The sequence below is a fragment of the bacterium genome (assembly GCA_022616075.1).
Classification (GTDB): Bacteria; Acidobacteriota; HRBIN11; order JAKEFK01; family JAKEFK01; genus JAKEFK01.
Genome location: JAKEFK010000104.1, coordinates 1 through 22,265, shown reverse-complemented (window position 1 = coordinate 22,265; position 22,265 = coordinate 1). Strand labels below are relative to the sequence as shown.

The following is a 22,265-nucleotide window of genomic DNA, read 5'->3' as shown; positions in this document are numbered from 1 at the left end:
TGGCACAAATTTGGCACAAGCAGTTTTATGAAATTTAGTTAGTTACTCAAACTTCACTGAACAATCACGTCGCATCATCTGGTTTCAATCATTACTGAATGCCTTTTCATTTTTTTTCAGATTGAGTCGTATACGGCCGGGCCGGTTACAATAGATTCATGATAGTTTCCTCCGGAATGCATCTGGGTCCATACAAGATTCTCGGACAAATCGGCGCAGGTGGAATGGGCGAAGTGTATCGAGCGTTTGATACAAGGCTCCAACGAGATGTAGCCATCAAAATTTTGCCGGAACATCTCGCTGGAAATCCGGATGCTCTGAAACGCTTTGAACGCGAAGCGCGAGCACTGGCTGCGCTCTCTCACCCCAACATTCTGACAATCTTCGACGTTGGAAGGCAAGATGAGATCGCTTATGTCGTGACCGAATTGCTCCAAGGAATCACACTGCGCAAAAACCTTGTTGATTCTGTGCTAACCTGGCAGAAAGCACTGGCCATCGCCCTTCCAATCGTTGAAGGACTGTCAGCAGCCCATTCCAAAGGCGTTATCCACAGGGACCTGAAGCCGGAAAATATTTTTCTAACTTCTGAAAAGAATATAAAACTTCTTGATTTCGGTTTGGCGCGCAGAACACAGTTAGTTTCTCCCGATGAAAATACTTCGGCTCCAACAGAATCTGCGCTTCGAAGTGAAGCAGGACTTGTTGCCGGTACAATCCCGTATATGTCACCAGAACAGGTACGGGGAGAAAGTCTCGATGCCCGTACGGACATATTTTCCTTCGGTTGCACATTCTACGAAATGTTAAGCGGTCCTAGTCCATTTTTGCGTTCCTCTACAGCGGAAACCTTCGCAGCAATTCTGAAAGAGGATCCGCTTCCGCTGAGCATCACTGGAAGAACCGTTCCGCCCGAACTGGATCGCGTTGTGATGCGCTGTTTGGAAAAGAATATGGATCAGCGATTCCAGTCTGCTCGCGATCTTGCATTCGCGCTTCAAGAGATTCAACATACGCCAATCTCTTCCATTCCCGCTGAGAAGCCGCGGAGGGAAGTAAAGAGAGCGTGGAGTCCAATAGGAATTCTATTCGCCGTGATCGTATTGCTCGCCTTGAGTTTTGTTTTCAATATTGCCGGAATGCGAGAGAAGTTTACTGCTGGAAAAAGCGGCCACCGGATTCAATCGATTGCAGTCCTTCCTCTGGAAAATCTATCCGGAAGTACGCAGCAGGAATATTTTGCCGACGGTATGACTGAAGCGCTGATCACCGATCTCGCTAAAATCAGATCGCTCAAAGTCATTTCGCGGACCTCTGTCATGCAATATAAAGATGCGAAAAAGCCACTGCGCAAAATTGCGGAGGAATTAAAAGTGGATGCAATCGTGGAAGGCTCCGTGCTTCAGGCAGGAGGACAGATACGAATTTCTGCTCAGCTGATCGATGCCGTAAATGATGAGCACTTGTGGGCAGAAAGCTACGAGCGAGAAATCAGCAATATTCTTTCCCTGCAGCGCGAAGTGGCCTCCGCCATCGCCCGTGAGATCAAGGTGCAGCTCACGCCGCAAGAAGTACGACACTTGAGGGAAACCGATCCTGTGATACCTCAGGCTTATGAGGCTTATTTAAAAGGACAGTTCTATCGCGCCAAAGGAACTGAGGAAGGATACAATGCAGCAATCGAATACTTCCGGACCGCAATTGAGGCGGATCCCAGTTACGCGTTTTCGTATGCAAATATGGCCGCTGTTTATGCATCACTTGGAAATTTCGGTTATCGCCCTCCAATAGAAACATATGGTACAGCGAAGGAAATTGCGCAAAAAGCGCTTAAGATTGATCCCGATCTTGCTGAAACACACGTAGCATTAGGATACATAAAAGCAAACTATGACTGGAACTGGCAGGAGGCAGAGCGCGAGTACAAACTTGCAATTGAGCTGAATCCTAACCTGGCCTCAGCTTACGATAACTATGCGTACATGCTGGGAATACAAAATCGCAAAGAGGAAGGATACCGGATGAGAACAAAAGCTCTGGAACTGGATCCGGTCTCGCTCAGTATTAATACGAATCTGGGGTGGACGCTGCGGAACGCTGGACGTTTCGACGAAGCGATAACCCATTTACGCAAGACACTACAATTGGATCCAAACTATTACCGCGCGCATGTTTGGTTAGGTCAAACTTATGAAGTTGCCGGAAAGCACAAGGCTGCAATCGAACAACTCGAAAAGGCAAAAGCTCTTGCCCCGAGTACACCGTTTGTCCTTGCTGCGTTAGGGCATGCATATGCACAGGCAAACAAGAAAGCAGAAGCCCTTGAGATACTCAAACAGCTCGCCGAATTGTCCAAAAGAAGATACGTTTCGTCGTATGATGTTGCCTTAGTTTACGCCGGCCTTGAAGATAAGGATCATACTTTTTTGTGGTTGGAAAAGGCATACAAAGAACGTTCCACCTGGCTCATCGGGATGTTTGCCGATCAACTGTGGGATTCGGTTCGCGATGATCCACGTTTTACAGACCTCCTGCAGCGCATGAATTTCCCCGCGCCAAAAAAGTAAAACCCTGGAGTCCCAGAGCTGGCGTCCAGGTTTGAGCGGTTTCCGTGACTAGAATGCGCTTTTGTGCATCGCGATTTCCTGGAATTGTGGTGCATTTGATAAAAATGCTGACACAAATTTGGCACAAAACGAGTGACGGCTCGGAGGATGAAACGGAGAGGGAGGGATTCGAACCCTCGATCCGAGTTTTAGCCCGGATAACTGCTTAGCAGGCAGCCCTGTTCGACCACTCCAGCACCTCTCCGGTCAGTAAGTGGAATGCAAATTATAGGTTCATTCTGTCGAAACAGTCAAACCAATTTCGGTCTATAGAGGTCAAGCCAGCCAAGTTTGCTCATGCGTTCGAAGTCTGAATCGAGAGACCAGAGCTGTGCCTCTTGTTTAACCGTGAGCGCGCCGATCAAAAGATCTCTAAATCCGAAATGTTGTCCGGTCTTCATCGCTTCTTCCAGCCACAGATCAATCGTATTCCAGGTATCCGGTTCCGGATAATAGATAGGCAAAGCTGACAGCACGCTCCGAAGCCTGGCGAACATAGACTTCGGACTGCCAGAGAGTATTTCAATCTTCACAGGAGCCGTAAGCATTGCTTGATCCAGGTCCAACAATTCTTTCACGTGATTTCCGATGATCTGATTCGTTCCGCGAAAGAAGTCAATCCAGACCGTGGTATCTATAGAAATCACCGCTTTCGTTTCCGAACCGGCCGACGCCGGGATTTGGGAAGGTCAATTTCCAAATGAACCGCACCCATAAGGCTCTTCAATTCCTCGATTCTTTTCCGTCTGACTAACTCCTGCAAAGAAAAGATCACGGTATCCGTTTTTGATTTGAATCCCATCAAACGGCGTGCCTCCTCAATTAAATCTTCAGGAATGTCAATTGTTGTTCGCATATAAACAGGTTAAGTTTATATGCATAGAGATGTCAAGGATTCCTCAATATAGATGATTCATCCTCGGAAAGGAACTTTGGTGACCGCATTGCAAGAAAATTGACGGAACCGTGACAGAAAATTGGTATAATGCGTTGACGAGAGGGAGGAGGGGACATGAAGACACGCCGTTTGTATTTTCTCTGGATCTTTACGATCCTCTGTTCCATTGCCAATGCAGCACCAGTAAGCCAGGCCATCAAGACCGATCACTTTGGTTACCGCCCCAATGATGTGAAGGTTGCCATTTTTTCCACAAACCCGGGCTCAACTGTGGAACTCAGGAACAGCAGCGATGTAGTTGTCCTGACCATTCCCGGCGGTGGCGGATCCATTACAAGCAAAGGTTTGGATAGCGCTCCTTCCGGCGACACGATCTGGTGGGTGGATTTCTCGGTGTTCACAACTCCCGGAATCTATCGTCTCTACAGTCCCTCCCTCAACGCGCAATCCTACGATTTTGAAATCAAAGAAAATGTGTACAATGCCGCGCTCAAAACTGCATTGAAAACTTTTTATTATCAGCGCTGCAACACACCGAAAACTGCAACACACGCAGGCAACTGGGCGGATGCAACCGCGTGCCATATGACTGATACAGCAGTGCGCCCTGCGGCCGGTCATACCGATTTTGGAACGTTTAATCTGACCGGCGGGCATCATGATGCGGGAGATTACAACAAGTATGTATGGGGAGCTGCATCAACCGCGATACTCTTTCTGTTGCGCGCTTATGAAGATAACCCGGGACTCTTTAAAGATGGAGATCAAAATATTCCGGAGTCCGGAAATGGAATTCCGGATCTGCTGGATGAAGTCAAATGGGAGCTCGATTGGTTTTTGAAAATGCAGCTCGCCAGTGGAGCAGTGCTTTATCAAATGCACGTGGATGGATTTGCATCCAATGCCCCTCCCAGCATCGATACCAATGTCCGTTTTTACCAGAATCCAAATATGGAATCGGGCGCCGTTTTCGCGGGCACACTTGCATATGCTTCGCGAGTGTTTGCAAATGCTGGCATGACGACCTATTCAAATACGCTGAAAACTGCGGCGAATAATGCGTGGGCCTGGCTCTTAACGCAGAGTGACTCAGGAACCGATGCGGTTCGTGAGACAAAAGCCTGGGCAGCCGCTGAAATTTATCGCACTTCAGGAACTGCGTCCGCAAAAAGTTATGTTGACAATTTCTATCCAAGCAGCTGGGCAGGACGTTTTTTCAACGTCGCGCGTTACGACACTCATGCAGCCGTAACTTATATTCAAACTCCGGGAGCAACTGCTGCTGTTGTTCTGAACATGCAGCAAGACATTCGCGATCAGGTAAATTATCTTTTCAGCAACGACGATCTTTATCGAAACGGAATGCCTTCCTGGTCCTACCACTGGGGCTCCAATACGCCTCGCGCAGCCCAGGGTTTGTTTCTGTTAAAGGCTGCGCAGCTTGGCCTAACCGGTTCTCACACCGCGCAAGAATGCATCCGCCACGCGCAGGATTTCTTGCATTTCTTTCATGGACAGAATGCGTTGAACATGATGTACCTGACCAACATGGCTTCGCTGGGCGGCGACCATTCCAGTTTTCAGTTTTATCATGCGTGGTTTGGCGATTCTGCAAACAGTTACTCCCGCACAAATTTCATGGGCAAGCCTACTTCTATCATCGAACCGGATTATCCATATTACAAAGGCACAGATAATCACGGTGTAAATGACAACAAGACTTCCACCCACGGACCCGCTCCCGGTTTTGTGCCGGGCGGTCCGAATGCGAGTTACAGTGGAACGGCGATTCCACCGGCAAATGCAGGTTGGTCCAACAGATATTATCGTGATTGGGCGGATCAAACAGTATGGACCGCGATGACCTGGGAGATCACCGAAAATTCGATTGGCTATCAAGGACCGTACGTTGCATTAGCCGCGTACTTTTCACAGGTCGCAGGATGCACTTCGAATGCGCAATGTGATGACGGCCTCTTCTGCAATGGCGCCGAAACTTGCTTCAGCAGCAGTTGTCAGCCGGGAACGAATCCCTGTCCCGGACAATCCTGCGATGAAGAGGGTGACTTCTGCTTTGTGGATCCCTGCGATCATGATGGTGTTTGCGAAGCGAATGAGAATTGCAACAACTGCGCATCGGATTGCATCGCGAGTCCGCCACCTGGTTGCGGAAACGGTGTTTGCGAACCGTCGCTTGGTGAAGATTGTGTTTCGTGCGCATCGGATTGCCGCGGAAAACAGAATGGACCAACGAAAAACCGGTTCTGTTGCGGAGATGGTGATGGCAGCAATCCCGTTAGCTGCAGCGATAGTCGTTGCAATGCAGAAGGTTTTGTTTGCAGCTCACAGCCGCCTGTTTCGTACTGCTGCGGCGATCTGGTTTGTCAGGGCGCAGAGACAAGTTGCAATTGCGGGATCGATTGCGGCGCGCCAGAACCAGGCGAATGTGATCCACCGCCACCACCAGGTTGCGATAATGATGGCGTGTGTGAACAAGGTGAAACCTGCAACAGTTGCAGCAATGATTGTTCGGGCCGAACGGGTGGCAAACCGTCCCAACGCTATTGTTGCGGTGACGGCATCCAGCAAGCCCCTGAAGGGAACGGCGCCATCTGTGACGGTAATTATTAACAAGAAATTCTTAACGCAGAGAACGCGGAGTCGCAGAGATCTAAATATTTCTATTTTATTTCTCTGCGTCTCTGCGTCTCTGCGTTAAAAAAGAGCTTCCTACTTTGGCTGCGGAACGATGCGGATATAAGGCTTGGGAGATTTCCAACCTGACGGGTATTTTTCCTTAGCCTCTGCGTCTGAAACAGCAGGAACGATGATCACATCTTCGCCATGCTTCCAGTTCACGGGTGTTGCCACTTTGTGTTTTGCCGTCAACTGACAGGAATCCAGGAGCCGCAACACTTCATCGAAATTGCGTCCTGTGCTCATCGGATAGGTCAGCATCGCTTTGACTTTTTTGTCTGGTCCGATGATAAACACGGACCGTACCGTTGCATTGTCAGCCGCTGTGCGCCCTTGCGATGTGTTGCCTGCATTATCCGGAAGCATGTCATAAGCTTTTGCGACGTTCAGTTCCGGATCGCCGATTAACGGATAGTTAATCGCGGCACCCTGTGTTTCTTCAATATCCTTCGACCACCTTTCATGATCCGTTACGGGATCAACACTCAGACCAATGACTTTCGTATTCCGTTTCGCGAATTCAGGTCCAAGTTTCGCCATGTACCCTAGTTCAGTCGTGCAAACTGGAGTAAAGTCTTTCGGGTGAGAAAAAAGGATCGCCCAGCCATCGCCAATCCATTCATGGAAATTGACTTTGCCCTGGGTCGTTTCAGCCGTAAAGTTCGGAGCTTCGCTGTTAATTCTCAGCGCCATTGGTTCACCTCGATTTCACAAATATCTTTTAATTTTAGCACTTAAGGACCACTCATTAAATAATAGCGGGAAATGTCCAGGAAAACTGTCATCGGGGACAGGCGAGGTTGTTGAAAAATTCGAAGAGCTGGTTTTTCTAGTGGGAGCGCAGGCATCCTTGCCCGCAAAAAGCTGGTCGAGTTAACGCGCTATTACGGACTGGAAGTCCGCGCTCAACTGAATTTCTCAACAACTTCGCCCTCTGATTAACTTTGCGCTAAATAGTCAAATAATTCGAGGACATCGGGAGGGCAGAGGGAATCGGTGCACCGAATCTTACGGCCGTCCTCAAATTCAAGCTCATGATAAAAATCGTCCGATCGCGCCGGTTCGAGTGGACCCGAGCTTTCCAGAGTTCTAAGAACGTTTTGCAATTTGTGCGGTAGCTGTTCCGAATCCACTTCCACTTCGCGAACAATGTTCGCGATTCCACCGCTTCGCCGGTAACGAATTCTCATTTCACCTCAATCCCCACATCGGCCCATGCGCTTTTTACGCTCTCCTGTTCTTTGCTTCGTTTTCCAAAAAGATTAGCCGCCACTTCATTTGTCATGTCTGCAAATTCCTGGAAGCTGGTATCAGCGCCCAGCTTTTCCGTCACAGCCACATACCAGATGCGGCCCGCTGTCTCCCAGGCATTTCCGCGCAAAGCAGCTGCCAAATTGTAAAAAGCTTTGTTCGGTATGCCAGAATTAATATGGACACCACCATTATCATCGGTCGTGTGAACATAGTCTTCCATGTGACACGGTTGCTCATCTTTTCCGATCAACGGATCGTCGTACGTTGTTCCCGGAGCTTTCAGCGAACGGATTCCAACACCATGGATTTTTTTTGTGAAGAGACCTGTTCCCACAATCCAGTCTGCATCTTCTGCGCTCTGCTTCTTTAAATATTGTTTCGCCAGTATTCCAAAAACATCCGACAAACTTTCATTCAAGGCGCCCGTCTGTTCCGTGTAGCGCAATCCCGCTTCAAACTGTGTGATGCCATGGGTCAGCTCATGCGCTATGATGTCAATCGGGCGAGTAAACCGCGCGAAGATTTCACCATCTCCATCTCCGAAAACCATCTGTTGTCCGTTCCAGAATGCGTTGCTGAACTTCCGCCGGTAATGCACAGTGCTGTCGAGTTGCAGGCCATTTCCATCGATTGAATTTCGTTCGAACACTTTGTAAAAGAAGTCATACACCTTCCCCGTCCCATCGTAAGCTTCATTCACGCTGATATCTTTTATCGCCGCGTCGCCTTCGGCCCGAACCAGGCGCCCCGGCAATTCCATTCCATTTTTTGCGTCATAGATGGTTCTGCGTTTCACTCCGGGAGCCACGGCGAGTAGAGAAGAAAGATTCGACAGAGCTTTTCTTTCTCCGCGCAACTCAGCGGACACACTGAGATTCAGAAAAGCAAACTGCCTTTGACGGGCATTTCCGATCGCCGCAATATGCTGAAAAATTTGTGGCGGAATAAAAGCGCAGCCGCACTGCATTGCAACATTATAGTCCCCCAATCACATTCGCCAGAGCTTCAATCCCCTGCACGATTCTATTGGGAGGCAATGCAGAATAGCCCAACAACAAACCGTCCCGCTCCAACTCTCTTTCGCTGTAAAAAGATAGCGCGGGAACTTCGATCCCATGCAATGCTGCTTCGCGGGATACCGCTTTGTCGCTGAGGCCTTTTCGCAGCCAGCCGATTAAATGCATTCCGGCGGAGCCAGGCTGGAGCTGCAGATCCTTGCGCAAAAAATAGTTGACAGAGTCAACTAATTGTTTTTGCCTTCTTGCATACACTCTGCGCATTTCCCGGATGTGGCGTTCGAAACGGCCCGAACTGATGAATTCTGCGAGCGCTGCCTGTTCCAGGATGGGAGAATGACGGTCCGCAACAGCCTTTGCATTTGCAAAGGCGCCAACCAGATCGGATGGAACGATGAGATACCCCAGTCTCAACCCCGCGAACATCACTTTACTGAATGTTCCCATATAAAGAACACGATCATTTTGATCCAGGCCCTGCAAAGCCGCCAGAGGCCGCCCATCATAACGAAACTCGCTGTCGTAATCGTCTTCAATAATCCACGCTTTCTGTTTCTGCGCGAATTCCAAAAGCGCAAGCCTCCGCTGTAAGGACATCGTGATGCCCAGCGGAAACTGATGAGAGGGAGTAATGTAGATGCAGCGCGGCGCCTGTGAATTCTTGATCGCTTTCCATTGCAATCCTTCTTCATCAATCGGCACAGAAATCACGCGGGCTCCGGACGTTTTCAACGCGGCGCGGGCGCCTTTGTATCCCGGATCCTCCATCCATACAGTATCCGCAGCATCAAGGAATACCCGGCAACACAAATCCAATGCCTGTTGCGATCCGCTCACGATCAATACCCGATCAGCCTGACACCGCGCGCCCCGGCTTCGATTCAGATAGGCAGCGATTGCCTCGCGCAATGGGAGATAGCCCTGCGCGTCGCCATAGTGAAAATCACGCGCTCTCAACCGGCGCAAGCTCCTGGAAAGAAGTTTGCCCCAAAGCGGAAACGGAAACATTTCCAGCGCAGGCGTTCCCGGTCTGAATGAAAACTTTGCTCCGTGTTTTGATGGCAACGAAACCATTGTTTCGGCCAGAATTTTACCGCGCTTCGACAAAATCCTTTTTCTCGTTTTACTTTCTTGGGTAGCGGGTGCAACGGAAATGTTTGCAACATAGTTCCCTGATCCGATTTTTCCGTAAATGCAGCCTTCCGCTATCAATTGCTCGTACGCGTTAAGAACCGTATTCCGCGAAATCTTCAACTGAGATGCCAAAGCCCTGGTCGATGGTAAACGCTGCCCTGCGACGAGACGTTTTTCTAGGACCGCTGACCGAAGCTCCTGATATAGCTGTCGGTAGAGTGGTTTCGCAGAATGAGGATCCAGCCCAAAAATGTTCATTTTCTAAGTGGTACCATCAATATAGCATTAAATGGACCTATAAAGGTACCATTCTGTTTATTAGAATCGAGGCATGGTTACCGAATCAAAAATTATCCAGCATCCGGAGAGAGCCGTTCCGCAGGAAGCCGCAAACATTCTGCAGGAGGGACTCGTTGCTCATATCGGATTCACGGTAATGGACCGTCCGCACGTAATTCCGGTTTCTTATTTTTATGAGCTTTCAAAGCCGGACCGGATTTACATTCACGGTGGAAAGACCAGCCGATTGATGCAGCACCTTGCAAGTGGGGCACAGGTTTGCGTTGAAGTGACTCTGCTGGATGGCCTGATCTATTCGCGGTCCGCGAAATATCACTCGATGAACTATCGCTCTATGGTTTGTTTCGGAAGAGGAAGCGCGGTCGATTTGATTGAAGAAAAAGCGGAAATCCTAAAAAAGGCTATTGAGAGATACTTTCCGGGCCGACAGGAGGGGAAGGATTATCAGAAAGCTCCGGTAGAGCATTTAGCCGCCACAACTCTGGTCGAAATCCGGATTGAGGAGTGGTCGGCAAAAGCGCGGGAAGGTGGACCGAGAGGTCCGATGGATGCAGATCCAGGCGCTGAAGGAACTTGTGGAATCCTTCTAACCGCACTGGCATGAAGTCTGTTTTTCGCTAGCCACTTTCTCAATCCGTATATGCTGGTTGGCTGACACACACAACGATTTTCCCTTAGAATAGCGTTCCAGTTTGTACAAGAAGACTTCCGGACGTTCGCGATCTAAAGCGACTTCGCCAAGCGTGTAAAGCAGCATAAATAAACCAACAATCTCTTTCATGGTTTTCTCCTTGTCACTTCGCCATCTATACTTATGCAAAATATTGAATGATCAAAGCAGTCTGGGATGAAATCCACAAAAAAGGTTCCGGATTGGCTACCCCGAGCTATGAAATCAATCCGTTTGAGAGTGAAATGCGTATATTCTGAAGATCGCCGGCAAGACGCCCGCGCTACTTTGTTAATATGATCCACTCACTTCGACTGCTTTTATTGCTAACTCTAGCGTTTACAGCATCTGCTCAAGAAGACTCTTGTTTGATTGATGTACACACACATATCGGCTCGTTCCGCGGCTTCGAAATCGGGGAAAAATTCCTGTTGGAAAACATGAATCGTTACCGGGTCCATTACGGATTGGTTTCGAATCTCGATGGCGCAAACCTTCCGCGCATTACAAAAAATCTGGATGAATTAAAAACAAATCTAGAAACAGTAAATTTTGTAAAGCGGCATCCTGAACAGTTTCGCGGCCTTTTCTGGGCAAGGCCGAAGGATGGTTCCGCGTCGAATCTCGAAAAACTGCTCGCGGATGAAAATGGGATTTTCGTTGGCGTCAAATTTCATCCGGAGTTCAATCAATTCAACGTAGAGGAGGAACGCATCCAGGATTACTTGAAATTATGCGAGAGATATAAGCTTGCAGCAGTTTTTCATTCGGGACGAACTGGTTCCAATTCCGATCCACAAGACATTTACGCGCTGGCAAGAGAACACCCCGCGGTTCCTTTCGTTCTCTATCATATGGGTTTTTTCGGCCCTCATGACGATGCAATTCGTGTAGCGGCGGAGGCACGAAAAAAGCAGGACGCAAAAATCTATCTCGAGACATCGCAGGCGGACATTGGCTCGGTCCTCACAGCGATCGAACAACTGGGCGGCGCCGCGGTCTTATTTGGGACTGACGCTACATACTTCGGGCGCAATCACTATGGTCGTTATCAGGAGCTACTGAAAACGCTTGCGGAGAAGCTCAACTCTGCTGATTATTTCCGCGTAACCGGCGGAAATGCGATCCGCATCTTTAATCTGACTGAACTTCCAAAGAATCGCCCGTGTGATGATCCTCAATCTGAAATCGCAAAAATGCGTGGATGGCCTTTCGCGCTTCCTCGCTTGCAGTTTTGATCCGAACCTCGCCACCCAACTCCGTCTCGTGAAAACTGTACGTGATTTTATTCCGGTGAAGAATCATTTCCTCGACTCCAGGCGGAACCCGTTCATGAATTTCCTTTGGCTTTGAAAAGTCTCCTTGCGAAAAAAGCTCCTTGATCTCTACAAAATGCTTTCTAATATTTTCGATGCTTTCCAGGTCCTTTGCTTCCCTTGCCTCAGCTACGATCACACCGCCATCCTGTTTCAACAGGAAATGATGAATCGTTTTCGTGTGATCGAAACCCATCACGCGATCGCCCCGCTGCTCCATTTGTCCCTGATGCTCTGCGTGATGCGGACAGGCGGTGTCCTCAGCAAATGCAAAAGGACAAAAGAACAATAAAAGAATGCACAGAATCCTATTCATGGCGTTTCTCCTTTTTCTTTTTCAGACCTGCTGGAATCAGTGGAGAGGATGGCGTGATCTGAACGTTCTGTTTTCTCGCAAGTTTTTCCAGTAGCAAAGCCCTCTTCCCTGGCCCGGTATGCGCGAGGAGGCTCTCCCACTCATCTACACAGCTCTGCAAATCCTGCTTCGCCCGGATGAGTTCTTTGATTTGAACTTCAATCGCTTTCAGCTTTTCCTGCGCAACCTGCTGCACTCTATGACACGGGTTGCCACCTCGATCGCGGATCTGGAAGATTTTGCTAAGCTCGGCAATCGTAAAACCTACTGCCAGAGCCGAACGAATGATGCGCACGCGGTCCAGTGATTCGACAGGATATTTGCGGTAGCGGTTTTGCGAACGTTCCGGTCTCTGAATCAATCCTTTCCGCTCGTAATAGCGGATGGTATCCGGACTGACTCCCGATAAGCGCGCCAGTTCTCCCGAAAGTAAAAACTCCTTCGTTCTGCCGGTCATCAACGTCCATGATAGACCCTGGAACATGTTCCAAAGTCAAGTTAGTTCGACGCACTCCAGGGAGGAACAACGCCGTTCATGCGTGCGTACGCAATCGACTGCCCCAGATGTTCATGAAGATGCATGGTTGCAGTAAAAAATACATCGCGGTATGTCGTGTTTTGCCCGAACAATTCCACCGATTTTTCGAGATCCGCATCCGAAGTTTTCAAAGCTGCCTGGCGGAGATGTTCCACGGACTTCTTGATGGCAGCGATCACCTGAGCTTTTTCGGTAATGTTTTTTTCCATGTCGCGGTTGAAATCAGCAGGAGGCTGAATTCCCATGAATTTCATCAAGAAATAGTTTCCGGCGGCAATATGAACGTACACTTCGCTGATGGAACGTACTCCCTCGGAAGGGCGCCAAGAATATTTCTCAGCCGGGACCGCTTCGGCCAATTCGACGATCTTCTCCGACACAGCGTCCAATTGTTTTAGAAATTCGGCCCGGAAACCGGAAGAAGGAGTTTCCTGCCCGAAAGAAGAATCAGCAAAAAATACTGAGAAAGTAAGGATCAAAATTGAGAGAACAAACCGCTTCATGTGTACCTCCAGAATGTCTAATATTAACCGCCAGGACGCCAGGACGCCAAGGGGTGGTTCGAACTATTGAACTTTATTATTATTCTTGTAGCGCGGACGTCTCGTCTGCGCACCCTTGCAGGCGGGACGCCCGCACTACTTGGTTATAGCTTGGAGTTATCGGGATGAGTATTGCTTGGAAAGCTAAATCCGCTAAATTCTGGCAAGAATGGATGAAACCGCTTCTTGTCATTCTGATCATCACTTCTTCATTTCGTTCGGCCATCGCCGATTGGAACGATGTGCCGACCGGCTCGATGAAGCCGACAATCATGGAAGGGGATCGCATTTTTGTAAACAAACTCGCGTATGATTTGAAAATTCCATTCACCACTTCTCAGGTGGCTCATTGGAATGATCCCAAGCGCGGAGAGGTGGTGGTTCTATTCTCGCCATTCGATGGAAAGCGACTGGTGAAACGGGTCGTGGGACTTCCGGGAGACAAAATTGAGCTTAAGGACAATCAGCTTTATGTAAATGGGAAGAGCGTCCAATACGATTCACTGGACGCAAGCGTGATCAGAGAAATTCCATTGGAAGAGCGGTCCTTCTTTCATTTTTCAACAGAAGATTTGAGTGGACGAAAACACCCTGTGATGATCACACCGGGAAGACCTTCTTTGAAGTCGTTTGATGCGATTCAAGTTCCCGCGAATCATTACTTCGTGATGGGTGACAACCGGGATAACAGTTTCGATTCCCGGCACTTCGGCCCTGTGAATCGTGGCAAGATTGTGGGGCGCGCAGTCGGTGTGTCGTCGCCTCATTGAACCCGAATCAGCATTACTCTCCGCGCTGGCACCGCTTCTTCACCAAACTCCCTTGATTTACTCTTTTGGTTTGAGACCGGCGTCTTCCAGGAGATGATCGAGTCTCATCAAATCGGCCGGTAAGAGCACAGAAGTCCCTGGTTTTGCCAGACCACTCAGCTGGTGAAGATACTGTTGAGCAAGTCGCAGCTGAACCGCTTCTGCGCCACCCTCTTCTGTGATGACTGCTGCCAGTTTTTCAATGGCTTCAGCCGTAGCGCCGGCGATGGATTCGATCTCTCGCGCCCGTCCCTCCGCTTCGTTGATCCGTTTTTGCATTTCTCCTTCCGACTTGTTTACGGCTTCCTGAAGCAACCCTTCCGAATTATTGACCCTGCTCTGTTTATCTCCTTCCGATTGGGCCAGCAGCGCGCGGCGTTCCCGTTCGGCCCGCATCTGTTGTTCCATTGCGTTCTTGACCGATGCAGGCGGCACAATGTTTTTCACTTCGTACCTGTGAACCAGAATTCCCCATGTCATACCGACATCATTCAATACGCCGACAATCTTCGAATTGATTAGATCCCGTTCTTCAAACGTCTTGTCCAGTTCGAGCGTTCCGATGATGGAACGAACGGTGGTTTGGGCCATCTGTATTGCGCCATAACGGTAATCGGTAATTCCATAACTGGCCTTCACAGGATCCATAACACTGATGTAGATTACGCCATCGACCTCCACCTGAACGTTGTCCGTTGTGAAACATTCCTGCGGCGGCACATTGATCGTCTCTTCTTTCAGATCCTGGATGTATGCCACCCGTTCGAAAAACGGAACCAACAGATGGAAACCGGGACCCAGTGTTCTGCTGTATTTTCCAAGGCGTTCCACTATGTATGCGGATTTTGTAGGAACGATGCGGATCGAACGGACAAGTTTTACGACAAGAATCAGCGCAAGAATTCCCCAGACAGCGAAATCAAAAACATTCATGATTGCCTCCTGATGTCGCGTGCACGGGCGGAGCTTAACGGCGGCGGCGCAGGTATCGCATCATCGGTTGAATGATCGCTCATTCCCTGTGTAATGGCGCCGATCCCTTCAAAGAAAGCTTTCATGTTCGCCATCTGTTGCGGGACTACGGTCACATTTGCATTCCTGATGATCTGTCCAACTTCTTCGATGTATTGTTCCAGCACGCGCATTTTAATCGCCTGCTTTCCGCCCGGTTTGCGAATTGCGGCGGCAATGCGGGCAATTCCGCGCGCGGAAGCCTCGGCCAGAATCTCGATCTCCTTCGCTTTCCCTACAGCTTCGTTAATTCTCTTTTGTTTTTCTCCTTCGGAGAGGTTAATCGCTTCCTGTCTTTCTCCTGTCGATAGATTGATGCGTGACTCTTTTTGTCCCAACGCCATCGTAATCTCGGCGCGTTTTTGGCGCTCTGCTTCCATCTGTTTTTCCATCGTTTCCAGCATGTGTTTGGAAGGTGTGATATTCCGAATTTCGTACCGGATCATCTTCACACCCCACGGTTCCGAAGCCTTATCGATTTCCCGCACGATATTTTCGTTCACCTTCTCCCTTTCAGAAAATGTGTCATCCAGAACCAGCTTGCCGATTTCAGAACGCATGGTTGTTTGTGCCAGGCTGATCCCGGCAAGACGGTAATCGCCGATTCCATAACTCGCTTTTACCGGATCCATCACCTTGAAGTATACGATTCCGTCCACTTCCACCTGTACGTTATCGCGGGTGATGCAAACCTGCGGCGGCACATCGATAACCTGTTCCCGCATCTCATGTTTGTAAGCGATGCGATCGACAAATGGAATTAGAAAATGAAACCCCGGTAACAAAGTCCCGCCGAACTTTCCAAGGCGTTCCTTGATGCACGCTTCTCTCATCGGCACCACAACAAACATTTTCCAGACAATGAACAAAAGCAGAAGCGTCGGTATCGTTATCAACGTTGTAAACATACATTTCTCCTTTTTGAACAGAAGGTCGCAAAGGAAGCAAAGATTAATAAATTCTTTGCGGTCTTTGCGTACTTCTGTTCAAGATTCCTTTTCAACTGAGGAAGAGAGTTCCTGATGCGATTCAACCACCCACACAAGGTTATCGCGGTATAGCAGCTTCGCTTTTTGACCGGGTAAAAGTGTGCCCTCCCGCGTGATAGCAGGCCAGGTGGTCCCTGCAAACCGGATTCGTCCTTGCTGGTTAGAATCGCTGACTGTCTGCACAACTTCAACGATCGATCCGAGAGCCATCACATCCTCGTCTGTATAGGAATAAGTGCTTTCGGAGGGGATCCACCTCAGCAAAAAATGACGAAGACCAAGCAACAAAACAATCGAGGTAAAAAACCAGACAGTAAATGACTCCATCAGGCCCGGGAAAAAACCAAGCCAGCGAAGTCCGGCAACGATGATTGCTGCCAGACCCAGAAAACACACCACCAGTCCTGGCAGGAAAAATTCTGTTGCGATCAAAAGGATACCGGCAATCAGCCAGATCCAGGTAATAGCATCCATCATGTAAATCCGTGGGAAACTTTCATTGTATCATTTAGTAGTGGCAGAGCATTTTCCATATGGCGTTTAAAAGCATGTTAGGCGCAAACACTCAGATCTTGCGTCGAAATTATCACTGGCGTGAAAATGCTCTGCAAATCTGGCAAGCAGAGCATTTGCTCAAAAAGAGTAGGTTCGTCCTGTTGCAAGCATTTTCAGCTATAAATCATTTCAGAAACAGTGGCAAATGCTCTGCCACTACATAGATATGACAACGAACGATCTACGATCGGAGATTGTACGGATCAGTCATCTCTTCTACGAACGCCGATGGTCACTTGCCACCAGCAGCAACTACTCTGCGCGCGTTGATCCAAATACAGTTCTGATTACAGCATCCGGATTGGATAAGGGAAAACTGACCGAGGGTGATCTATTACTGATCGATCTGGAGGGCAATCCGCGGGAAGAAAGTAGCCAAAAAGCATCGGCGGAAACATATCTTCACTGTGAGTTATACAAGCATGATCCGGAAATCGGGGCGGTTCTTCACACCCATTCGGTCTTTGCAACCGTCCTTTCCTCACTTCGCAATCTTCTCTCGGTGCATGGATATGAAATGTTGAAAGCGTTGCGCGGGATTTCAACACATTTACACACGGAGCACATCCCGGTTTTTCCAAACGATCAGGATATGAGATCTCTGGCTCAAATGGTCCTTCCTTATCTCGAAAAAAAACCGGGCGTACACGGTTTTTTGATCGCGGGCCATGGCCTCTACTGCTGGGGAAGAGATCTTGCGGAAGCCCTCCGGCATACGGAGGCATTTGAATTTTTGTTGGAATGCGAATACCGTAAACTTATGATTAATGATAAAGGTTAAAACTTATGAGTCTGTTGAAACTTTTTGAAGAAGACAATTCTAAGGACTGTCAGGAGTTCACGGTGTTTGAAGAAATCGCAGCAAAACTGCGCGAAGTCAGAATCCACTTCGAACGCTGGACCGCAGACCGGGAGCTTACAAAAGATTCGACTCAGGAAGAAATACTTGCCGCCTACGACAGGCCGGTGCGAGAACTGATGGAACGATGTGGATTTGTCACGGCAGATGTCATCTCGGTGCATCCGGAAATGCCGAATCATCCCGAGCTCCGCAAGAAATTTCTGGAAGAACACACCCACAGCGAAGATGAAGCTCGATTCTTTGTGGATGGCTGCGGCCTTTTCTATATTCACACGAACGAACGCGTCTACGCAGTCCTCTGCGAACGAGGCGATTTTATCGATGTACCGGCGCACACCAGACACTGGTTCGATATGGGTCCGCGACCGCTACTGAAAGCAATCCGGACGTTTACGACTCCTGAGGGTTGGGTTGCTGATTTCACAGGGTCGGATATCGCCTCCAGATTCCCAAGATTCGAAACACTCATCGCTGTTCCAGCATGATTCGGGCTGTCCTTTGTGACATTGAAGGGACAACAACTTCGCTGTCGTTCGTTCATGATGTCTTGTTTCCGCTCTCGCGCGAAAAAATGGATTCCTTCATTCGCGAGAATTGGACCGCTCCTGAGCTGCAACCAATTCTTGATGATTTGAAGAAAAAAATTCCAATTGAGAATCCTCCTCCCCCAGATGTCGTTGCTTTGTTGCAAGCGTGGATCGATGCGGACAAAAAAGATAGAGCATTAAAAGAGATCCAGGGAAGGATCTGGAAAGAAGCTTTTGAAAGCGGGAAAATACGCGCCCCTGTCTACCCGGATGTCCCGGAAAAGTGGGCAGAATGGAAACGCCAGGGCTTGAGTATCTATATCTTCAGCTCCGGGTCGATCGAAGCTCAACAACTGCTCTTCCGGTATTCCGAAGCGGGGGATTTGACACACTTTATTGACGGATATTTTGATACCACGACCGGCCCCAAGAAAGTTGCGGCATCCTACGAAAAGATCGCAAATACGATAGAGATGAATCCCGCAGATATCCTCTTTCTTTCCGATATGCCAGCTGAGTTGGACGCTGCCCGGCAGGCCGGCATGCAAACCATTCAATTGATGCGGGACAGTGTTCATTTGGTAGCAAGAACATTCCATGAGATATGAAATTTAACCGGCAGAACTTAGACAAATGGAAAGAATTATCATGGAAAGAGCGCCGGATACTACTAAGTGCTGTCCTGCTGCTACCGGCCACAGCGCTGGCATTGCGGTTTCTAGGATTTAATACTACTCAATCCCTTCTTTCACGACTCATTCAGTTGAGAAAGGAAAAGCCGCCGGAGGAACTGCAGAAAGTGGCTGCTTCAACAACGCGAATTGTGCAGATTGCTGCCAGTTACGGATTCTATCGCGCGAGCTGTCTCCCGCAATCATTATGTTTGTGGTGGCTTTTGAAACTGCAAAGCATCCAATGTGAATTGTTTCTTGGAATGCAAAAAGAAGCTGATACCTTTAAGGGTCACGCCTGGGTGGAAGTATCCGGTCATGTCCTGAACGATCATGAAGATGTCGGCTCAAGATATATTTCCATGTTCGATGTGCGCAAGTGATTCATAGAGACTTTCGAAGTCCTGGATCATCCTTTCGACAGAAAACTTTTCCTTTACCATTTCATATGCCTGCTTTCCCAATTTCATCCTGAGCGAGGGATTCGAAAGAACTTTGCACGTCCCTTCCGCAAGAGCTTGAGCGTCATTCGGAGATACGAGGTATCCATTTACCTCATCCTGGATGATCTCCGGTATCCCTCCTACGCCTGAACCAATTACAGGTTTGCTCAAGGACATAGCTTCCAATATCGCCCGGGGCAGGCCTTCTGAAAGGGATGGCTGCACCAGGACATCTATTGCGCTCATAAACCGAACTGCGTCAAACCGAAAACCAGCAAAACGAAAGTGATCGCTGAATCCGGTCTCGTTCGCATGCCTCCGTAATTCGCCGTTCGTGAAATCAGCGCCAACGAAAACAAAAACTGCATCGGGAAATTCTTGAAGAATCAACGGAGCGGCTTTGATGATGAGATGGTGTCCTTTGATGAATCTCAGGTCACCCGCGGAGCCGATCACCGGAGCATCAGGTTTAATACCCAGCTCTTGCAGCCGTTTTCTGGAGTATTAGAAAGACGGAGCCTGATCATTCATTGAGGCTGGGGGATTCTTCCTGTTCGACAGGCGACCCCACGAGCTCTTCCTGACCACCGCCAGGACCAGAATCGCCGGAGCCCGGAGTTCCTCCAAGTGTCAGGCTTCGAATATCACCGTACTTGATCAGTTTTGGGGTCTTGTATGGACGCCTTTTCGCCTCATTTTTTTGATTGATTTCTTCACGATCTTTCATTTTCACATCCATTATTTTAGGTCTCCTCTAAGTGTACATCATTTACGCAGCCTCGTTGCAGATAATGGTCCTGCCAAAGCGGTGCATCCATTCATCGAAACTAATGCAAAGCCAATCGACCATTTTCCCCATAGACGATCTGTTACGCATAGGCGTCAGCTCGAGCCAGTCAGAGCTTACGTATTTTGGCCATACACGATCCGTTCTTGTCAACAACCTTCGAATCCGTTCAGATTCTTTTCTAAATCCGAGAGAATGCAACGGCTTTAGCGAAATATTCGTTGTCCGCGTGCGGATTTCTTCCGGAAGAATGTTCAACATTGCGTTAGGCAAAACTAATTTGTAAACGCCTCTTCTGTAAAGCTGGTTCAGGGGAATGCTTAACATGAAGTCCACAAGCCTGCGGTCCCTATATGGATCCCGTACATCAACGCCGCATCGTGATGCATGAGGAATTTCGACGGAGAAATTATGCGCGGTGAATAGACCAAGAATATGGTTATGTCTTGATCTAAAGATCGGATCCTTGTTTTGTACAGGCCAATTCACGCGCTCAGGTAAAAGATTCCGCGCATAGTCGGTCAACCAATCGGGTGCTGGCGGTTTCCAATTCGGCGAAAAGCGTTTGAGGATTAAGCTACCTTTAAAGGCAGTAGATTGGAAAAAATTTCTGATTCCCTTACGTGTAACATGCCAGACCGTGTCACGAATGGCCTGTCTGAAATTGCCGTAATGGAGCAAGTCGGTCAGCCAGTACTTGGTTCCTGAGTAAAGTTTGTCGCTTGCCGTTCCAACCAGGACGATCCGGCTTCCGGATTCAGATGCGGTCCGGAATGCCCGCTCCTTTAACATGCGAAATGAATTACTTACAGGCGTACTTGGATTGATCGGCCAATTTTCGTAATTACGCAGCGGCCATTCGTTATCAGCGCAAAACTGAAATGGATCAATCTCATACTTTTCAATCATTTTGTTGATGAACACTCCTTCATCACAGGACGCGAGTTCCTTGAATCTCCACGAAACTGCTTTCAACCTGTCATTCATATTTCGCGCGGCAACAGCTGCAACAGAAGTGGAATCCAGCCCACCACTCATCATCACGGCCGGCCGGCCAATGCATCGCAAGCGTGATTGCACACTTTGTTGAAAAAGGTCCCTGTACTGTTCAGCGTACTCTTCATCGGATTGGAGTTTTGAATCATAAGCGAATTCATAATTGAAGTATTGCCGGACACGGAGATGACCGTTTTCAAACGAAATAAGATGGCCTGGTAGCAGCTCTTTTATGTCCTTAAAAAATGTAGATCCATCAAACGGAGGAGGTTCAAAGGCAAAATAGGTGGCAATGCGTGTTTCATCCAATTGATCGTTGACATCAGGATCCTGAAGAAGAGCGCGTTCTTCCGATGCGATCAGGAGCGCATTTTTTTGATGCGAGTAGAACAATGTTCGATCTCCAAGCGGATCTCGTACCGCAACAATTGAATCCTTTTTGCGATCGTAAATGACAACGGCGAATGGACCAACAAATTTTTTCAAAACAAGAGGATTCCCACTTCAGATAGACCTGAAGCAGAAGCATGGCGTCCGATACATCAGGACAAGTTTCATTCAGGTCGAGAAGAAGGTCTTTTCGGTTGTCGAGTCGACCATCGAACAGAATAAAGAAGCGTCCAGTTCGGTCCTCAACAGGTTGCTTCTCCTCGACCTCTTCGGGAGTAGTCCGGAAATGTAAGTGACCAATTGTTGTAGTAGGGAACTCAATTGTCCGGCTTCCATCCGGACCACAGTGCCGCAGCTCGCGCATCATGTTCTCAAAGACACCCGTTGCAGGAGCCGCATCTGGCCGATGCGCAACCACAAAAGCACTCAAACTTAACTTACCTCCCGAATGACTAAGGTTCGACCACCATTGTGGGATCCCCAAGAAGTGTCCAACCCAAAAGTACGTCGAGTAAGTCAGGATGCGTACTACCCAGGTCTGCTTTGGCTCCCTGCAGAGCGGATCCGATCGTTTGACCTGGCTGAAAAAGCCTGCTAAAGAACCGCTGTCCGAGCATTCTTTCCGACTGGCCTTCCGTTAGTGTTGCGGCGCCGAGAACTGAGGCTGCACCCCGATCCCCGCTCAAAAGCAATTTATGTCCTAAAGTGTTGTACTGTGGTGACACAAAATAGGTATTCCAACAACCGTATTGCGTTACAACCGTGGGTTTACCAGCGTTTGTGAGATTCGCCGCATCGTTGGCTGTGAATAGGTTTTCGAATGTCCAGACATTCAGACCGGAATGGCCAAAATAGCTGGTCAACGCGCGGCCGCTGTTTATGGAATTGATCAAGAGCGT

At 48.7% G+C, this 22,265-nt stretch carries 26 protein-coding genes and 1 tRNA gene; 9 read left to right on the top strand and 18 right to left on the bottom strand.

Going from position 1 to position 22,265, the window contains the following annotated elements:
• Nucleotides 1-158 precede the first annotated feature (158 nt).
• Nucleotides 159-2,567, top strand: a complete 2,409-nt coding sequence (locus L0156_08910; protein ID MCI0603121.1) for a protein kinase — start codon at nucleotides 159-161, stop codon at nucleotides 2,565-2,567.
• A gap of 153 nt (nucleotides 2,568-2,720) precedes the next feature.
• On the opposite strand, the gene L0156_08905 is transcribed toward L0156_08910, so the two are convergent.
• From L0156_08905 to L0156_08895, 3 genes are all read right to left on the bottom strand, one after another.
• Nucleotides 2,721-2,811: transfer RNA gene (locus tag L0156_08905), tRNA-Ser, on the bottom strand.
• A gap of 46 nt (nucleotides 2,812-2,857) precedes the next feature.
• A complete protein-coding gene (locus L0156_08900) occupies nucleotides 2,858-3,253 on the bottom strand; it encodes a hypothetical protein (GenBank protein MCI0603120.1) in 396 nt (131 codons plus the stop codon).
• Entirely contained in the window at nucleotides 3,250-3,462 is a 213-nt protein-coding gene (locus tag L0156_08895) for a type II toxin-antitoxin system VapB family antitoxin (protein MCI0603119.1), read from the bottom strand. Before L0156_08895 ends, L0156_08900 begins: the two co-directional genes overlap by 4 nt.
• 156 nt (nucleotides 3,463-3,618) lie before the next feature.
• Between L0156_08895 and L0156_08890 the strand changes: the two genes are divergently transcribed.
• Nucleotides 3,619-6,135, top strand: a complete 2,517-nt coding sequence (locus tag L0156_08890) for a glycoside hydrolase family 9 protein (protein MCI0603118.1) — start codon at nucleotides 3,619-3,621, stop codon at nucleotides 6,133-6,135.
• Nucleotides 6,136-6,234: 99 nt separating this feature from the next.
• Here L0156_08890 and L0156_08885 read toward each other — a convergent pair whose 3' ends face one another.
• The 4 genes from L0156_08885 to L0156_08870 all read right to left on the bottom strand — a co-directional run bounded on the left by L0156_08885 (nucleotide 6,235) and on the right by L0156_08870 (nucleotide 9,863).
• Nucleotides 6,235-6,894 carry a peroxiredoxin gene (locus tag L0156_08885; GenBank protein MCI0603117.1) on the bottom strand — a complete coding sequence of 220 codons (660 nt, stop codon included), beginning with the start codon at nucleotides 6,892-6,894 and terminating at the stop codon, nucleotides 6,235-6,237.
• A gap of 245 nt (nucleotides 6,895-7,139) precedes the next feature.
• Nucleotides 7,140-7,391 (bottom strand): hypothetical protein, encoded by a 252-nt coding sequence (locus L0156_08880; GenBank protein MCI0603116.1) that lies wholly within the window; start codon nucleotides 7,389-7,391, stop codon nucleotides 7,140-7,142.
• Complete coding sequence (locus L0156_08875; protein ID MCI0603115.1) at nucleotides 7,388-8,422, bottom strand: M4 family metallopeptidase; 1,035 nt, start codon at nucleotides 8,420-8,422, stop codon at nucleotides 7,388-7,390. Before L0156_08875 ends, L0156_08880 begins: the two co-directional genes overlap by 4 nt.
• Nucleotides 8,423-8,429: 7 nt before the next feature.
• Nucleotides 8,430-9,863, bottom strand: coding sequence for a PLP-dependent aminotransferase family protein (locus tag L0156_08870; protein ID MCI0603114.1), 1,434 nt, complete (start codon nucleotides 9,861-9,863; stop codon nucleotides 8,430-8,432).
• Between the two features lie 73 nt (nucleotides 9,864-9,936).
• On the opposite strand from L0156_08870, the gene L0156_08865 reads away from it, so the two are divergent.
• Entirely contained in the window at nucleotides 9,937-10,509 is a 573-nt protein-coding gene (locus L0156_08865; GenBank protein MCI0603113.1) for a pyridoxamine 5'-phosphate oxidase family protein, read from the top strand.
• On the opposite strand, the gene L0156_08860 is transcribed toward L0156_08865, so the two are convergent.
• A complete protein-coding gene (locus tag L0156_08860) occupies nucleotides 10,492-10,686 on the bottom strand; it encodes a hypothetical protein (GenBank protein ID MCI0603112.1) in 195 nt (64 codons plus the stop codon). The genes L0156_08865 and L0156_08860 overlap by 18 nt on opposite strands.
• A 185-nt stretch (nucleotides 10,687-10,871) precedes the next feature.
• On the opposite strand from L0156_08860, the gene L0156_08855 reads away from it, so the two are divergent.
• On the top strand, nucleotides 10,872-11,813 hold the full coding sequence (locus tag L0156_08855) for an amidohydrolase family protein (GenBank protein ID MCI0603111.1): 942 nt from the start codon (nucleotides 10,872-10,874) through the stop codon (nucleotides 11,811-11,813).
• On the opposite strand, the gene L0156_08850 is transcribed toward L0156_08855, so the two are convergent.
• From L0156_08850 to L0156_08840, 3 genes are read right to left on the bottom strand one after another with little or no spacing between them, the layout of a single operon-like run.
• Nucleotides 11,710-12,207, bottom strand: a complete 498-nt coding sequence (locus L0156_08850; protein ID MCI0603110.1) for a hypothetical protein — start codon at nucleotides 12,205-12,207, stop codon at nucleotides 11,710-11,712. The two genes, L0156_08855 and L0156_08850, sit on opposite strands and share 104 nt — an antisense overlap.
• Nucleotides 12,200-12,703, bottom strand: coding sequence for a MerR family transcriptional regulator (locus L0156_08845; protein MCI0603109.1), 504 nt, complete (start codon nucleotides 12,701-12,703; stop codon nucleotides 12,200-12,202). Before L0156_08845 ends, L0156_08850 begins: the two co-directional genes overlap by 8 nt.
• A 41-nt stretch (nucleotides 12,704-12,744) precedes the next feature.
• The gene (locus L0156_08840; GenBank protein ID MCI0603108.1) at nucleotides 12,745-13,287 is read right to left on the bottom strand and encodes a DinB family protein; all 543 of its coding nucleotides are present in this window, start codon (nucleotides 13,285-13,287) and stop codon (nucleotides 12,745-12,747) included.
• Between the two features lie 164 nt (nucleotides 13,288-13,451).
• Between L0156_08840 and lepB the strand changes: the two genes are divergently transcribed.
• Nucleotides 13,452-14,096 carry a signal peptidase I gene (gene lepB / locus L0156_08835; GenBank protein MCI0603107.1) on the top strand — a complete coding sequence of 215 codons (645 nt, stop codon included), beginning with the start codon at nucleotides 13,452-13,454 and terminating at the stop codon, nucleotides 14,094-14,096.
• A 57-nt stretch (nucleotides 14,097-14,153) separates the two neighbouring features.
• On the opposite strand, the gene L0156_08830 is transcribed toward lepB, so the two are convergent.
• The 3 genes from L0156_08830 to L0156_08820 all read right to left on the bottom strand — a co-directional run bounded on the left by L0156_08830 (nucleotide 14,154) and on the right by L0156_08820 (nucleotide 16,612).
• Nucleotides 14,154-15,068, bottom strand: coding sequence for a paraslipin (locus L0156_08830; protein MCI0603106.1), 915 nt, complete (start codon nucleotides 15,066-15,068; stop codon nucleotides 14,154-14,156).
• Nucleotides 15,065-16,054 (bottom strand): paraslipin, encoded by a 990-nt coding sequence (locus tag L0156_08825; GenBank protein ID MCI0603105.1) that lies wholly within the window; start codon nucleotides 16,052-16,054, stop codon nucleotides 15,065-15,067. Before L0156_08825 ends, L0156_08830 begins: the two co-directional genes overlap by 4 nt.
• 78 nt (nucleotides 16,055-16,132) lie before the next feature.
• The gene (locus L0156_08820) at nucleotides 16,133-16,612 is read right to left on the bottom strand and encodes an NfeD family protein (protein ID MCI0603104.1); all 480 of its coding nucleotides are present in this window, start codon (nucleotides 16,610-16,612) and stop codon (nucleotides 16,133-16,135) included.
• Between the two features lie 244 nt (nucleotides 16,613-16,856).
• On the opposite strand from L0156_08820, the gene L0156_08815 reads away from it, so the two are divergent.
• Genes L0156_08815 through L0156_08800 form a run of 4 tightly spaced genes read left to right on the top strand, consistent with a single transcriptional unit; the run spans nucleotide 16,857 to nucleotide 19,133 of the window.
• Nucleotides 16,857-17,471, top strand: a complete 615-nt coding sequence (locus L0156_08815) for a methylthioribulose 1-phosphate dehydratase (protein MCI0603103.1) — start codon at nucleotides 16,857-16,859, stop codon at nucleotides 17,469-17,471.
• Between the two features lie 5 nt (nucleotides 17,472-17,476).
• The gene (locus L0156_08810; GenBank protein ID MCI0603102.1) at nucleotides 17,477-18,037 is read left to right on the top strand and encodes an acireductone dioxygenase; all 561 of its coding nucleotides are present in this window, start codon (nucleotides 17,477-17,479) and stop codon (nucleotides 18,035-18,037) included.
• Complete coding sequence (mtnC, locus tag L0156_08805; GenBank protein MCI0603101.1) at nucleotides 18,034-18,687, top strand: acireductone synthase; 654 nt, start codon at nucleotides 18,034-18,036, stop codon at nucleotides 18,685-18,687. Before L0156_08810 ends, mtnC begins: the two co-directional genes overlap by 4 nt.
• Nucleotides 18,684-19,133, top strand: a complete 450-nt coding sequence (locus tag L0156_08800; GenBank protein MCI0603100.1) for a lasso peptide biosynthesis B2 protein — start codon at nucleotides 18,684-18,686, stop codon at nucleotides 19,131-19,133. The genes mtnC and L0156_08800 overlap by 4 nt, the downstream gene beginning before the upstream one ends.
• On the opposite strand, the gene L0156_08795 is transcribed toward L0156_08800, so the two are convergent.
• The 4 genes from L0156_08795 to L0156_08780 all read right to left on the bottom strand — a co-directional run.
• Nucleotides 19,098-19,649 (bottom strand): glycosyltransferase family 4 protein, encoded by a 552-nt coding sequence (locus tag L0156_08795; protein ID MCI0603099.1) that lies wholly within the window; start codon nucleotides 19,647-19,649, stop codon nucleotides 19,098-19,100. The genes L0156_08800 and L0156_08795 overlap by 36 nt on opposite strands.
• Before the next feature lie 67 nt (nucleotides 19,650-19,716).
• Entirely contained in the window at nucleotides 19,717-19,920 is a 204-nt protein-coding gene (locus L0156_08790; GenBank protein ID MCI0603098.1) for a lasso RiPP family leader peptide-containing protein, read from the bottom strand.
• Between the two features lie 42 nt (nucleotides 19,921-19,962).
• On the bottom strand, nucleotides 19,963-21,462 hold the full coding sequence (locus tag L0156_08785) for an asparagine synthase-related protein (GenBank protein MCI0603097.1): 1,500 nt from the start codon (nucleotides 21,460-21,462) through the stop codon (nucleotides 19,963-19,965).
• A 356-nt stretch (nucleotides 21,463-21,818) separates the two neighbouring features.
• A partial coding sequence (locus L0156_08780; protein MCI0603096.1) for a C25 family cysteine peptidase occupies nucleotides 21,819-22,265 on the bottom strand: 447 nt, incomplete at its 5' end.

Coding starts and splice junctions, on each gene's coding strand:
- L0156_08910 (MCI0603121.1), top strand. CDS start 159: ATGATAGTTTCCTCCGGAATGCATCTGGGTCCATACAAGATTCTCGGA.
- L0156_08895 (MCI0603119.1), bottom strand. CDS start 3,462: ATGCGAACAACAATTGACATTCCTGAAGATTTAATTGAGGAGGCACGC.
- L0156_08890 (MCI0603118.1), top strand. CDS start 3,619: ATGAAGACACGCCGTTTGTATTTTCTCTGGATCTTTACGATCCTCTGT.
- L0156_08885 (MCI0603117.1), bottom strand. CDS start 6,894: ATGGCGCTGAGAATTAACAGCGAAGCTCCGAACTTTACGGCTGAAACG.
- L0156_08880 (MCI0603116.1), bottom strand. CDS start 7,391: ATGAGAATTCGTTACCGGCGAAGCGGTGGAATCGCGAACATTGTTCGC.
- L0156_08875 (MCI0603115.1), bottom strand. CDS start 8,422: ATGCAGTGCGGCTGCGCTTTTATTCCGCCACAAATTTTTCAGCATATT.
- L0156_08870 (MCI0603114.1), bottom strand. CDS start 9,863: ATGAACATTTTTGGGCTGGATCCTCATTCTGCGAAACCACTCTACCGA.
- L0156_08865 (MCI0603113.1), top strand. CDS start 9,937: ATGGTTACCGAATCAAAAATTATCCAGCATCCGGAGAGAGCCGTTCCG.
- L0156_08860 (MCI0603112.1), bottom strand. CDS start 10,686: ATGAAAGAGATTGTTGGTTTATTTATGCTGCTTTACACGCTTGGCGAA.
- L0156_08855 (MCI0603111.1), top strand. CDS start 10,872: ATGATCCACTCACTTCGACTGCTTTTATTGCTAACTCTAGCGTTTACA.
- L0156_08850 (MCI0603110.1), bottom strand. CDS start 12,207: ATGAATAGGATTCTGTGCATTCTTTTATTGTTCTTTTGTCCTTTTGCA.
- L0156_08845 (MCI0603109.1), bottom strand. CDS start 12,703: ATGACCGGCAGAACGAAGGAGTTTTTACTTTCGGGAGAACTGGCGCGC.
- L0156_08840 (MCI0603108.1), bottom strand. CDS start 13,287: ATGAAGCGGTTTGTTCTCTCAATTTTGATCCTTACTTTCTCAGTATTT.
- lepB (MCI0603107.1), top strand. CDS start 13,452: ATGAGTATTGCTTGGAAAGCTAAATCCGCTAAATTCTGGCAAGAATGG.
- L0156_08830 (MCI0603106.1), bottom strand. CDS start 15,068: ATGAATGTTTTTGATTTCGCTGTCTGGGGAATTCTTGCGCTGATTCTT.
- L0156_08825 (MCI0603105.1), bottom strand. CDS start 16,054: ATGTTTACAACGTTGATAACGATACCGACGCTTCTGCTTTTGTTCATT.
- L0156_08820 (MCI0603104.1), bottom strand. CDS start 16,612: ATGATGGATGCTATTACCTGGATCTGGCTGATTGCCGGTATCCTTTTG.
- L0156_08815 (MCI0603103.1), top strand. CDS start 16,857: ATGACAACGAACGATCTACGATCGGAGATTGTACGGATCAGTCATCTC.
- L0156_08810 (MCI0603102.1), top strand. CDS start 17,477: ATGAGTCTGTTGAAACTTTTTGAAGAAGACAATTCTAAGGACTGTCAG.
- mtnC (MCI0603101.1), top strand. CDS start 18,034: ATGATTCGGGCTGTCCTTTGTGACATTGAAGGGACAACAACTTCGCTG.
- L0156_08800 (MCI0603100.1), top strand. CDS start 18,684: ATGAAATTTAACCGGCAGAACTTAGACAAATGGAAAGAATTATCATGG.
- L0156_08790 (MCI0603098.1), bottom strand. CDS start 19,920: ATGAAAGATCGTGAAGAAATCAATCAAAAAAATGAGGCGAAAAGGCGT.